Annotated in this window: 11 protein-coding genes; 10 read left to right on the forward strand and 1 reads right to left on the reverse strand. The window is 33.9% G+C overall.

From position 1 onward, the window contains the following. Positions 1-48 precede the first annotated feature (48 nt). Entirely contained in the window at positions 49-3,921 is a 3,873-nt protein-coding gene (locus AC4FRF_RS02910; RefSeq protein ID WP_491157952.1) for an RCC1 domain-containing protein, read from the forward strand. A 2-nt stretch (positions 3,922-3,923) separates the two neighbouring features. Next, on the forward strand, positions 3,924-4,601 hold the full coding sequence (locus AC4FRF_RS02915) for a glycoside hydrolase family 78 protein (protein WP_491157953.1): 678 nt from the start codon (positions 3,924-3,926) through the stop codon (positions 4,599-4,601). Positions 4,602-4,679: 78 nt separating this feature from the next. Here AC4FRF_RS02915 and AC4FRF_RS02920 read toward each other — a convergent pair whose 3' ends face one another. Continuing rightward, on the reverse strand, positions 4,680-5,537 hold the full coding sequence (locus AC4FRF_RS02920; protein ID WP_491157954.1) for an MBL fold metallo-hydrolase: 858 nt from the start codon (positions 5,535-5,537) through the stop codon (positions 4,680-4,682). A gap of 284 nt (positions 5,538-5,821) precedes the next feature. On the opposite strand from AC4FRF_RS02920, the gene AC4FRF_RS02925 reads away from it, so the two are divergent. From AC4FRF_RS02925 to AC4FRF_RS02960, 8 genes are all read left to right on the forward strand, one after another. Then, on the forward strand, positions 5,822-6,151 hold the full coding sequence (locus tag AC4FRF_RS02925; RefSeq protein WP_491157955.1) for a HesB/IscA family protein: 330 nt from the start codon (positions 5,822-5,824) through the stop codon (positions 6,149-6,151). A gap of 150 nt (positions 6,152-6,301) precedes the next feature. Then, a complete protein-coding gene (gene sufB / locus AC4FRF_RS02930; RefSeq protein WP_491157956.1) occupies positions 6,302-7,750 on the forward strand; it encodes a Fe-S cluster assembly protein SufB in 1,449 nt (482 codons plus the stop codon). Between the two features lie 34 nt (positions 7,751-7,784). Then, complete coding sequence (gene sufC, locus AC4FRF_RS02935) at positions 7,785-8,537, forward strand: Fe-S cluster assembly ATPase SufC (protein WP_491157957.1); 753 nt, start codon at positions 7,785-7,787, stop codon at positions 8,535-8,537. A 76-nt stretch (positions 8,538-8,613) separates the two neighbouring features. After that, positions 8,614-9,930 (forward strand): Fe-S cluster assembly protein SufD, encoded by a 1,317-nt coding sequence (gene sufD / locus AC4FRF_RS02940; protein ID WP_491157958.1) that lies wholly within the window; start codon positions 8,614-8,616, stop codon positions 9,928-9,930. 244 nt (positions 9,931-10,174) lie between these two features. Then, a complete protein-coding gene (locus tag AC4FRF_RS02945; protein ID WP_491157959.1) occupies positions 10,175-11,389 on the forward strand; it encodes an aminotransferase class V-fold PLP-dependent enzyme in 1,215 nt (404 codons plus the stop codon). A gap of 9 nt (positions 11,390-11,398) precedes the next feature. Beyond that, positions 11,399-11,836, forward strand: a complete 438-nt coding sequence (locus tag AC4FRF_RS02950; RefSeq protein WP_491157960.1) for a hypothetical protein — start codon at positions 11,399-11,401, stop codon at positions 11,834-11,836. Next, positions 11,826-12,245, forward strand: a complete 420-nt coding sequence (locus AC4FRF_RS02955) for a SufE family protein (protein WP_491157961.1) — start codon at positions 11,826-11,828, stop codon at positions 12,243-12,245. Before AC4FRF_RS02950 ends, AC4FRF_RS02955 begins: the two co-directional genes overlap by 11 nt. 83 nt (positions 12,246-12,328) lie before the next feature. Continuing rightward, positions 12,329-12,652, forward strand: coding sequence for a DUF59 domain-containing protein (locus AC4FRF_RS02960; RefSeq protein WP_491157962.1), 324 nt, complete (start codon positions 12,329-12,331; stop codon positions 12,650-12,652). Positions 12,653-12,728 lie beyond the last annotated feature (76 nt).

Here is a 12,728-nt window from a genome sequence, read left to right on the forward strand (position 1 = left end):
AAAAAATTACACCCTGAATTAGTTAGAACGAAATCCAAATTTTTAAATATGAGAAGAATTTTACTTTTACTTATCATTTTTTCAAACTTACATATAAAAGCACAATGCTGGAAAACTATAGCTGTTGGAGGATCACATACTGTTGCAATAAAAAATGATGGTTCTTTATGGGCTTGGGGATACAATGGAGTTGGTCAACTCGGCGATAGTAGTAATATAAATAAAAACATTCCAACACTAATAGGAACTACTAAAGATTGGCAAGCTGTGGCGACAGGTGAGACTAACACTATCGCTATAAAAACAGATGGCACTTTATGGGCATGGGGAAATAATTATTTTGGGGAATTAGGAGATGGAACCAATATAAATAAAAATACACCTACACAAATAGGAACAACAACTGACTGGAAAACGGTAACTGCTGGAGGATATCATATTATAGCCATAAAAAAAGATGGTAGTTTATGGGCATGGGGATATAATAAATATGGTCAACTCGGTGATGAAACCACTGTAAATAAAAATATACCTACACAGATAGGAACAGCCAAAGATTGGCAAACGATAACAGCTGGTTATGATTACACTGTTGCCTTGAAAACCGATGGTAGTTTATGGGCATGGGGAAATAATTTTTATGGACGACTTGGAGATGGCACACAAATAAACAGTAGTATTCCAAAAAAAATTGGAACAGCAACTGATTGGAAAACAATAGCTGCTGGATCTAGCCACACAGTTGCTACAAAAACAGATGGAACTTTATGGACATGGGGAAGTAATATTTCTGGACAATTAGGAAACGGCACAGTTACAAACAATTATACCCCTATAATGATAGGAACATCTACAAATTGGGAATCCATAACCGCAGGATCAGGCTATACACTTGGTGTAAAAACAGATGGAACTTTATGGGCATGGGGGAGTAACATTACAGGAACACTTGGAGATGGAAAAAATAGTGACAGCTATACTCCAAAACAAATTGGGACAACAAATAATTGGCAAACAGTATCTGCACACTCTTTACATACAGCCGCTTTAAAAAAAGATTTTACTCTATTAACATGGGGTCGTAATTCTTATGGCCAATTAGGTGATGGCACATCTACTGATAAAAACACTCCAACTCTTATTAATTGCCCAGAGTCACTTACTGTAACTACAAGCCAAACTAACGAAGCTTGTTCAGGACTAGGTACAGCATCAATAACCTCTGTTACTGGTGGAACTACACCTTATTCTTACCTTTGGTCAAACGGAGCAACGACAAGCACCATTATCAACATTAAAGCCGGAGACTATTCCTGTACTATAAAAGATGCAGATTCATTATCAGTAACTAAAAACTTTACTTTAACTACAGAAGCTGACACTGAAAACCCTACCATTTCATATATGCCAAACATATCGGTAAATACTAATTTAAACTGTACAGCTACTAATGTTTCATTAGGCACTCCGGTAACTTCAGATAACTGCTCTGTAGTATCGGTAACTAATAACGCTCCATCTGCTTTCCCTTTAGGAAACACAAAAGTAACCTGGACTGTAAAAGATGCCAGTAATAATATTGCAACAATTACACAATCGGTAACTGTTAACGATACTATTTTACCTATTATTGCAGCTCCCGCTAATAAAACCGTAAATGCAGATTCTAACGGAGTTGCGACAGGAATTAATTTAGACACTCCAATAACAAGCGACAATTGTTCCGTAGCTTCAGTAACCAATAATGCCCCTACTACTTTTCTCTCCGGAAATACCGCAGTAATCTGGACTGTAAAAGATGGAAGCAATAATATTGCAACTGCGACACAAATTGTAACAGTATTAGGTGGAAATCCAACTACATTAATTCCTGACGTCAATTTTGAAAAAAAATTAATTGCTCTAGGCATTGATTCAGGAACACCTGATGGCAAAGTTCTAACTGATAGTATCTCTTCTGTAGTAAATTTGGATGTTTCCAGTGCTGCTATTTCTAATTTAACCGGAATTGAAAACTTCTCAGCTTTAAAAAATTTAGTCTGTATGTTTAACAACTTAAGTAGCTTAGATCTTTCCAAGAATATTGCTTTAAGATCTTTAAATTGTGCTCACAATAAACTAAATAATTTAGATCTTTCGAAAAATATAAATCTGAGTAGTTTATCCTGCTATTCAAATACCTTAACTAATCTAAATCTTTCAGAAAATGTTACTTTAAGCAGTTTACTTTGTAATTCAAACCAACTAACCAATTTAGATGTTTCTAAAAATCTTTCATTAAGCAATTTGAAATGTGATTCAAATCAACTCACTATTTTAGATGTTTCCAAAAACACTAATTTAATACGTGTTGATTGTTCAAATAATCAATTAGAAAGTCTTAATTTAAAAAATGAAAACAATCAAAAATTTGATCTCGCTAACTTAGCTTCATCATTTAAAAATAACCCAAATTTAAGTTGTATTCAAGTCGACAATAAAGCCTATTCTGAACAAAACTGGTCGAATATAAAAGACACAACAACTTCTTATTCTGAAAATTGTGCACCTAAAAACATTCAAATAAGTAGTGAATTTGAGGATAAATTAATTGCTTTGGGTATTGATAAAGATGGAAAAAACGGCTCCGTTTTATCCGCTGCAATTTTAAACACAACTACTCTTGATCTTTCCAATTCAGGGATCCGTGATTTATCAGGTATTGAATACTTTGTAAATTTAGAAAAGTTAACCTGTAGCGGAAACTCCTTAACTTCTCTAAACTTATCCGACAATACACTTTTGAAATATTTAGACTGCTCAAACAATCCATTAAGTGCACTAGATGTTTCAAAAAACAGTCTACTCGAAGAACTTTATATTGACGGCACTACTGTTGTTACAAATAAAACAATAACTGCTAAAAATACTACAACAACCAAACTTACCGAATTGGATTTATCCAATAATTTGCAATTAAAAAAACTAAGTTGTTCCAACAATCAGATTGTAAGTCTTGATTTGTCTAAAAATAAGCTTCTAACTTTTATCAATTGTTCGAACAATGATTTACAAAGTTTAAATCTAAAAAATGGTTTCAACACCAATTTAGTTACAGTCAATTTTAAAAACAATGCTTCCTTATATTGCATCCAAATAGACAATGTTTTATATGCTGACACCAATTGGTCAACTGCTAAAGATTCAAAAACTCAATATGCTGAAGACTGCAATGCTCCACTTACTTTAGCTTCAAACAACTTCACCATCGAATCTAAAGGAGAAACTTGTTTGAATGAAAATAACGGAGCTATATTTATTACCGCTAAAGCCAATTATAATTATGTTGCTAGTATTAACAGCACCAATTATACTTTGACCAATAATACTTTGACGGTCGCTAATTTGGCTCCGGCAACTTACGCAATCCGAATTACGATTCCGGGACAATATTTTGAACAAAATTTCTCCGTAACGATTCCTAAAGCGGCAACAATTACTGGAAAATCAACTATTTCTTCGCGTTTGGCATCGGTAGAAATAACGGAAGGTACAGCACCTTACACTGTTTTTGTTAATGGTAAAGAACAATTTGAAACGACTTCGGATACTTTTTCTGTTGCCGTAAACGATGGTGATTTCTTAGAAGTAAAGACGGCTAAAGCCTGTGAGGGAATTTATCTGAAAGAAATTGCAGATGCCCAAGCCTCAATTGTAGCGCACCCAAACCCAACCAAAGGAGAATTTACAATTGAAGTTCCTGTTTCTCTTAAAAATATCAATATTGATTTATATACTGCCGATTCTAAAATTATTTCTTCGGAAACAAAAAGTGTAACTAATGGTCAAATCAAATTCAACATTGAAAACCAGCCTGCCGGTGTTTATTATGTAAAAATCTATTTGAACACACCTAAATACTTAAAAATCATTAAAAAATAAAAATGAAGAATTTTATATACTTTATCATCATTGGTTTTTTATCCATTTCATGCAGCAGTGGTGGAGAGGAAACTAACGACACCGCACCAATAGCTCCTACTTTAGTAGCTCCGGCAAATAATAAATTATGTCTTGATAATGCTGTTGATTTTGAATGGGACATTGTAGCTGAAGCAAACATTACAACCAGCTACCAAATTCAAATTGCCAAAGACAATCTATTTACTCAAATTGTAAAAACCGTTACTACAGTTTCCGATTTACAAACCATTCAACTCGAAAAAAACACAGCTTACTACTGGAGAATTAAAGCTACTGACAGTCAAAATTCTTTAAGCAGTTTTTCAACTACATATAAATTCTATACTGCTGGCGAAGCGGTTACGAATCACTTACCATTTTTACCTGAATTAGTGTTTCCGGCTTCCAATTCAGTTTTAAATACTGCTACTGCAAAATTGAGTTGGACAGCTACTGATGTTGATGCAACTGATGTTCTTGTTTATGATGTCTATTTTGGTACTACGACTACTCCAACACAAAAAATAAGTGAAAATCTCACTACAACTACCATTGATGTAAACTTAAATACCGGAAAAGAATATTATTGGAAAGTAGTTGTTAAAGACAATAAAGGAGGAGAAACAACAGGTCAAATCTGGAAATTTAAAACCAACTAAACAATCTCTTAAACTTAAAACTTAAAAACCCATTTTGGAAAATCCAAAATGGGCTGTTTTTTGTATTAATGTACTTTTTTATAAAATTTCGGAACAACTGAAGATTTCCTTAAGTCTTACTCCTTTTTCAGTATGCTGCACCGTTATAATCTCGTTATGTGCATCATGTTCCATAAATAAATAGTAATTATTATCAGCTGCTGCGTTCATGAACTTTGTTTTTTCGTCCATTGTCAATAGTGGTCTGGTATCATAGCCCATTACATACGGAATGGGAATATGTCCCGCTGTTGGTAACAAATCAGCACAAAAAACGATGGTTTTCCCTTGGTACTGAATATGCGGAATCATCTGCTTCTCAGTATGTCCATCGACAAAGAAAATTCCGAAATCTAACTCTGATTTATCTAAAAAATCGGTTTCATTTCTGGCAATAAAATGCAGCTGACCACTTTCCTGCATCGGCAAAATATTTTCAGACAAAAAAGAAGCTTTTTCACGAGAATTCGGTTCAGTAGCCCATTGCCAATGATTAGCATTCGACCAAAATTTAGCATTTTTAAAAGCTGGTTCGTAGCCTGTATGATCTTTATTCCACTGAATAGCTCCACCACAATGATCAAAATGCAAATGAGTCAAAAATACATCGGTAATATCGTCCCGATGAAAACCATATTTAGCTAGAGATGCATCCATAGAGTGTGTACCCCAAAGCGAATAATACCCAAAAAACTTTTCCGATTGTTTGTTTCCCATTCCGGTATCAATCAAAATTAAGCGATTACCATCTTCAATGAGCAAACAACGTGCAGCAATATCAATTAAATTATTGGCGTCAGCGGGATTGGTTTTGTTCCAAATTGTTTTTGGCACTACTCCAAACATAGCACCTCCATCTAATTTGAAATTTCCTGTTTCTATAGGATACAACTTCATCTTTTTTATTTAAAATTTTCTAAAAACAATTAGACTGCCAATTTATGGAAAATAGCTGCATTTCTCTTAAAAAAATGCTCTTTATTGGATAAAAAATTGAAAACAACAATAAACAACTAAAAGCTGATTTTCAAGCCAAAAAACAAAATAAATAAGATTTATTCTAAATAACAACACTAAATAAGTAATATCTATTCGCTTATTAGTTATAAAAATGTTATCTATTGTGCAATACCGTTTTTATGCCTTATCTTTGCAGTTAATTTAGACAAAATCTATATACAATGATAAAGGTTTCTGATACTGCCAAAAAGAAAATCATCGACTTGATGAAAGAAGATGGTTTTGATGCCGCCACAGATTATGTAAGAGTAGGTGTTAAAAGCGGCGGATGCTCGGGCTTATCTTATGATTTAAAGTTCGACAAAAACAAAGGGGAAGACGATAAGATTTTCGTAGACAACGACATAACTATTGCCGTAGAAAAAAAATCATTCCTATATCTAGCCGGAACAATTTTAGAGTTTTCAGGTGGGTTAAACGGAAAAGGATTTGTTTTCAATAACCCAAATGCAACTAGAACTTGTGGTTGTGGAGAAAGTTTCTCACTATAAATCTTTGATTAAACAAAATCAATTTAGAAATTAAATTCTAAAATTAGAAAGAAAGTAAACGATTAAAAAACTATTTAAAGAACAATTGCATCTTTAAATTTTTACCTAAGCTTAAAAAGCAAAGGACGAAGTAATCTTTAAATAAAAAAAATGAGTAAATATACAGAAGACGATTTAAAAATCGAACTCGAAACGAAAGAGTACGAGTACGGATTTTACACCGAATTAGAATCGGAGACGTTTCCTATTGGGTTAAATGAAGACATTGTTCGTGCCATTTCACAAAAAAAAGGAGAACCTCAATGGATGACCGATTGGCGTATTGAAGCCTTCAGAGCCTGGGAACAAATGACAGAACCTGAATGGGCAAATGTACATTATGCCAAACCTGATTTTCAAGCCATTTCTTATTATTCAGCTCCAAAAACGGTAGACCCGAATAAAACGCTTGACGATGTAGATCCTGAACTTTTAGAAATGTACAAAAAGTTAGGAATCTCTGTCGATGAGCAAAAAATGATGAATAATGTAGCTATGGATATTGTAGTTGACTCGGTTTCAGTAGCTACAACATTTAAGAAAACATTAGGCGAAAAAGGGATTATCTTTATGAGTATCTCTGAAGCTATCAAAGAACATCCGGAATTAGTGCGTAAATATTTAGGAACAGTAGTACCGCAAAGAGATAACTTTTATGCCGCTTTAAACTCGGCTGTTTTCTCTGATGGCTCATTCTGTTATATTCCAAAAGGAGTAAAATGTCCTATGGAACTTTCTACTTATTTCCGTATCAATCAGGCGGGAACAGGTCAGTTTGAAAGAACTCTTGTTATTGCTGATGAAGGAAGTTATGTTTCTTACTTAGAGGGTTGTACTGCTCCAAGTCGTGACGAAAATCAATTACACGCTGCTGTGGTAGAATTAATTGCACTTGACGACGCCGAAATTAAATATTCTACAGTTCAAAACTGGTTCCCTGGAAATAAAGAAGGAAAAGGTGGGGTTTACAACTTTGTAACCAAAAGAGGTTTATGTGAAACCAATGCTAAAATATCCTGGACTCAGGTAGAAACAGGTTCAGCTGTAACCTGGAAATACCCTTCTTGTGTATTAAAAGGAGACAATTCTGTAGGCGAATTTTATTCGATTGCTGTTACTAATAATTTCCAACAAGCCGATACTGGAACAAAAATGATTCATTTAGGTAAAAACACTAAATCTACTATTATTTCCAAAGGTATCTCGGCAGGGAAATCTCAAAATAGTTATAGAGGATTAGTGCAAATAAGCCCAAGAGCTGAAAATGCTCGTAACTTCTCACAATGTGACTCTTTATTAATGGGTAACAATTGTGGAGCACATACTTTCCCTTATATCGAAAGTAAAAATCCATCAGCAAAAATAGAACACGAAGCAACGACTTCTAAAATTGGGGAAGACCAAGTTTTCTATTGCAACCAACGTGGTATACCAACTGAAAAAGCGATTGCCTTAATTGTTAATGGTTTCAGCAAAGACGTATTGAATAAGTTGCCAATGGAGTTTGCCGTTGAAGCTCAAAAATTATTAGAAATTTCTCTTGAAGGTTCTGTAGGATAAAATTAGTTTAAAGTATAAAAAACACATTCGAAAAATGTTATCAATAAAAAATTTACACGCCTCAATTGGGGACAAAGAAATATTAAAAGGAATCAATCTTGAAATAAAAGCAGGAGAAATTCACGCCATAATGGGACCTAACGGAGCTGGAAAAAGTACACTTTCTGCAATTATTGCAGGAAATGAAAACTACGAAGTAACCGGTGGTGAAATCCTATTAGAAAACGAAGACATCTCTGAATTAGCTCCTGAAGAAAGAGCACACAAAGGAGTATTCCTTTCGTTCCAATATCCTGTTGAAATCCCGGGAGTTTCGGTAACAAACTTCATGAAAACAGCTATCAACGAAACTCGTAAAGCTAACGGTCAGGAAGAAATGCCAGCTAACGAAATGTTGAAAGTAATTCGTGAAAAATCTGAATTATTAGAAATTGACCGTAAATTTTTATCGCGTTCTCTTAACGAAGGTTTCTCTGGTGGAGAGAAAAAACGTAATGAGATTTTCCAAATGGCAATGTTAGACCCTAAATTGGCTATTCTTGACGAAACTGATTCTGGATTAGATATCGATGCTTTAAGAATTGTTGCTAACGGGGTAAACAAATTAAAAAGCGACAAAAACGCCATTATCGTAATTACACACTACCAAAGATTATTAGAATATATCGTTCCTGATTTTGTTCACGTATTATACAATGGAAGAATTGTAAAATCTGGTGACGCTAGCCTAGCCTTAGAATTAGAAGAAAAAGGATACGACTGGATTAAACAAGAACAAGAAGCGTAAAAATGTTTGTAGTTTATCGTTTATTGTTCCTAGTTGAACAATAAACAAAAAACCATAAACCATAAACAGTATAAAAATGGAATTAAAAGAAAAATTAATATCATCGTTCATGGCCTTTGAAGAGCGCATCGATGTTCAATCCGAACTTCATGATGTGAGAACTTCCGCTTTAAAGAACTTTGAAGAAAAAGGTTTCCCAACTAAAAAAGAAGAGGCTTGGAAATATACTTCGCTAAATGCCATCTTAAAAAATGACTTTACCGTTTTTCCTAAAAAAGACAGTGCAATAGAATTTAATCAAGTAAAAAAATACTTTATTCACGAAATAGACACTTATAAAGTAGTATTTATTGATGGTATTTTTAGCTCTCATTTGTCTTCAACCACTCACGATGGAATTGACGTTTGTTTGATGTCTTCGGCATTGACAAAGCCAAAATACAAAATGGTTATTGATAACTATTTTAACAAAATTGCCAGCAAAGATGAAAGTCTTACTTCATTAAATACGGCTTTCGCCAATGAAGGAGCTTATATCAATATTCCAAAAAGCAAAGTAGCTGACAAACCTATTGAAATCATGTATTTCTCTACAGGAAACGAATCAGCTTTAATGGTTCAGCCTAGAAACTTAGTAATTGTGGGTGAGAATTCTCATGTACAAATTATTGAGCGTCACCAAAGCTTAAGTGATAATCCTGTTCTGACTAACTCGGTAACAGAAATTTTTGCTCAAAAACGTGCTATTGTGGATTATTACAAAATCCAAAATGACAATCACGAAGCCAATTTAATTGACAACACTTATGTTTCGCAACAAAAAGAAAGTCATGCTTCTGTACATACCTTTTCTTTTGGTGGAAATTTAACTCGTAATAACCTGAACTTTTACCATTTTGGTGAGCGATTAACAAGTACCCTTAACGGAATTACCATCATTGGAGACAAACAACACGTGGATCATTACACCTTAGTGAATCACGCACAGCCAAATTGTGAAAGTTTCCAGGATTACAAAGGAATCTACCATGACCGTTCAACTGGAGTTTTCAACGGAAAAGTATATGTTGAGAAAGAAGCGCAAAAAACAAATGCCTTCCAACAAAGCAATAACATTGTTTTGAGTGACAAAGCAAGCATCAACGCTAAACCTCAATTAGAAATTTTTGCCGATGATGTAAAATGTTCGCACGGATGCACCGTAGGTCAATTGGATGAAACTGCTTTATTCTACATGCAACAACGTGGAATCCCTAAAAAAGAAGCCAAAGCTTTATTGATGTACGCTTTCTCTAATGCAGTAATCGAAAACATCAAAATACCGGAACTAAAACAAAGAATTACTAAAATCATCGCTATGAAATTAGGCGTGAAATTAGGTTTCGATTTATAGTTTTTTACCGCAAAGGTTTAAGCAAAGGGCACAAAGTTTATTTCGATAACGTTGTGCCCTTTGTAATTTTATCAGTTTTCTTGAAGCTTCGCTTTCCACAAAACACAAATAGAAGACTAACTTTTACATTATAAATCTTTCCAATAAATTAAACTGATACTACAATCAATCAAAACAAATAATTGAGGTAAAAAACAATTTTAGTTTTAGTACTTTTGTAAAATAGATTTTTTCTAAATAAGTTATGTTAGACATTCAAAAAATAAGAGCCGATTTTCCAATTCTGAACGAAAAAGTAAATGGAAAACCTTTAGTATATTTCGATAACGGAGCAACTTCGCAAAAACCTCAAGTGGTTATCGATGCCATTTCAAAATATTATCAGGAAATTAATGCCAACATTCACCGTGGCGTACATACCTTAAGCCAATTGGCTACTGATGCTTACGAAATTGCCCGTGGCAAAGTTCAAAATCACATTAATGCTAAACATGCTCACGAAGTACTATTTACTTCAGGAACTACTTTTGGGATTAATTTGGTGGCTAATGGATTTGCTTCTATCTTAAAACCAGGCGACGAAGTGATTGTTTCACATTTAGAACACCACAGTAATATTGTGCCTTGGCAAATGCTTTGCGAAAAAACAGGCGCTGTATTGAAAGTGATTCCAATGGATGAAAACGGAGAGTTAATCATGTCAGAATATGATAAACTACTTTCGGATAAAACTAAAATTGTAACTGTAAATCACATTTCGAATGCTTTAGGAATTATCAATCCTATCAAATACATGATTGATAAAGCACATGAAGTTGGCGCTGCAATTTTAATCGACGGAGCACAATCGGTACCGCATTTAAAACCAGATGTACAAGCCTTAGATTGCGATTTTTATGCTTTTTCAGGACACAAAATGTGTGGACCAACAGGAACCGGGGTTTTGTACGGTAAAGAAGCTTGGTTAAACAAATTGCCTCCTTATCAAGGTGGTGGTGAAATGATTAAGGAAGTGACTTTTGAAAAAACCACTTATGCCGAATTGCCACATAAATTTGAAGCAGGAACGCCTAATATTGCTGGTGGAATTGTGCTGGGAACTGCCATTGATTACATGAACGAAGTTGGTTTTGAAAACATTCAACAACAAGAACTGGAATTGTTAGCTTATGCAACCCAACGTTTATCCGAAATTGAAGGTTTGCGTATTTATGGAAATTCAAAAGCAAAAACTTCGGTAGTTTCCTTTAATATTGAAGGTATTCATCCTTATGATATTGGTACTATTATTGATAAATTAGGAATAGCTGTTCGAACAGGACATCATTGCGCACAACCGATTATGAATTTCTTTGGAATTCCAGGAACGATAAGAGCTTCATTCTCTTTTTACAATACAAAAGAAGAAATTGATGCCTTAGTTGAAGCAGTTAAAAAGGCACAATTAATGCTATCCTAAAACACGAATATGAAATTTATCTCGTTATTACTATTGACCATTTTTCTAGGAAAAGGCTGTGAAGGTGACGCTCAAAAAAAAATGGAAGCGGCACAACTTATTTACACAGCAAACTCTAGAGGTTTTTTTCAGGAAATTAGTATCGGGAATCATATTGCAAGAATAAAAAGAGACAGAAAAGGCGAAGCTGAAACGGTCAAAATTTCAAAATCCGATTGGGATGAATTAGTGGGGCTATTTCAGCAAGTCGATTTAGAAAAAATAAATAATTGGAAAGCACCTACCGAAAAACGTTTTTATGATGGTGCGGCCATAGCGCATTTAGAAATAAAATACGACGGAAGAAACTATGAATCACAAAGTTTTGATCATGGTTTTCCTCCTGAAGCAATAAAAAAATTAGTGACTAAAATAAATTCATTTGCAAAACAAAACAATGACAATTAAAGATATACAAGAAGAAATAGTGGATGAATTCTCGATGTTTGATGATTGGATGCAACGTTATGAATACATCATCGAATTAGGAAAAAATCTTCCGCTTATTAAAGAAGAATCAAAAATTGACGAAAATTTAATCAAAGGATGTCAATCTAAAGTATGGTTACAGGGAGAAAAAAATGATGATAAAGTGGTTTTTACAGCCGACAGTGATGCCATATTAACCAAAGGGATTATTGCAATCTTGATTCGTGTTTTTTCAAATCAAACACCTAAAGACATCATTAATGCCGAAATGGATTTTATTGACGAAATAGGTTTGAAAGAGCATTTATCGCCTACCAGAGCTAATGGTTTGGTTTCGATGATAAAGAACATTAAAATGTATGCGTTGGCATTTGACGCAAAAAAATAGGTCTTTTTGGACTTATTGATAATTTAAATAAAATAATCTTTAATGAACTTATATGTCTTATATGGTTCAAAATAAATAACAAAATGGAACAAGAAATAAATACTGCTGACTTAGGAGAATCTATCGTAATGAAATTGAAAACCATCTACGATCCGGAGATTCCCGTAGACATTTACGAATTAGGTTTGATTTACGATGTAATGATCAATACTGATTATGAAGTAAAAATCTTAATGACATTAACGTCTCCAAACTGTCCAGTAGCTGAGAGTTTGCCAAGAGAAGTAGAAGAAAAAATTAAATCAATTCCTGATGTAAAAGGTGCTGAAGTAGAAATTACTTTTGATCCTCCATGGAGCAAAGATTTAATGAGTGAAGAGGCAAAATTAGAATTGGGAATGCTTTAATCCGTTAATTTATTTGTGGTTTATGGTTTGTTGTTTTCTGAGCTACAAATCATAAACCATAAACTACAAACTTAAA

Source organism: Flavobacterium sp. ST-158 (assembly GCF_058309975.1).

What these genes read in the sequence shown, in the direction of transcription:
- AC4FRF_RS02910 (WP_491157952.1), top strand. Translation starts at nt 49, where the DNA reads ATGAGAAGAATTTTACTTTTACTTATCATTTTTTCAAACTTACATATA.
- AC4FRF_RS02915 (WP_491157953.1), top strand. Translation starts at nt 3,924, where the DNA reads ATGAAGAATTTTATATACTTTATCATCATTGGTTTTTTATCCATTTCA.
- AC4FRF_RS02920 (WP_491157954.1), bottom strand. Translation starts at nt 5,537, where the DNA reads ATGAAGTTGTATCCTATAGAAACAGGAAATTTCAAATTAGATGGAGGT.
- AC4FRF_RS02925 (WP_491157955.1), top strand. Translation starts at nt 5,822, where the DNA reads ATGATAAAGGTTTCTGATACTGCCAAAAAGAAAATCATCGACTTGATG.
- sufB (WP_491157956.1), top strand. Translation starts at nt 6,302, where the DNA reads ATGAGTAAATATACAGAAGACGATTTAAAAATCGAACTCGAAACGAAA.
- sufC (WP_491157957.1), top strand. Translation starts at nt 7,785, where the DNA reads ATGTTATCAATAAAAAATTTACACGCCTCAATTGGGGACAAAGAAATA.
- sufD (WP_491157958.1), top strand. Translation starts at nt 8,614, where the DNA reads ATGGAATTAAAAGAAAAATTAATATCATCGTTCATGGCCTTTGAAGAG.
- AC4FRF_RS02945 (WP_491157959.1), top strand. Translation starts at nt 10,175, where the DNA reads ATGTTAGACATTCAAAAAATAAGAGCCGATTTTCCAATTCTGAACGAA.
- AC4FRF_RS02950 (WP_491157960.1), top strand. Translation starts at nt 11,399, where the DNA reads ATGAAATTTATCTCGTTATTACTATTGACCATTTTTCTAGGAAAAGGC.
- AC4FRF_RS02955 (WP_491157961.1), top strand. Translation starts at nt 11,826, where the DNA reads ATGACAATTAAAGATATACAAGAAGAAATAGTGGATGAATTCTCGATG.
- AC4FRF_RS02960 (WP_491157962.1), top strand. Translation starts at nt 12,329, where the DNA reads ATGGAACAAGAAATAAATACTGCTGACTTAGGAGAATCTATCGTAATG.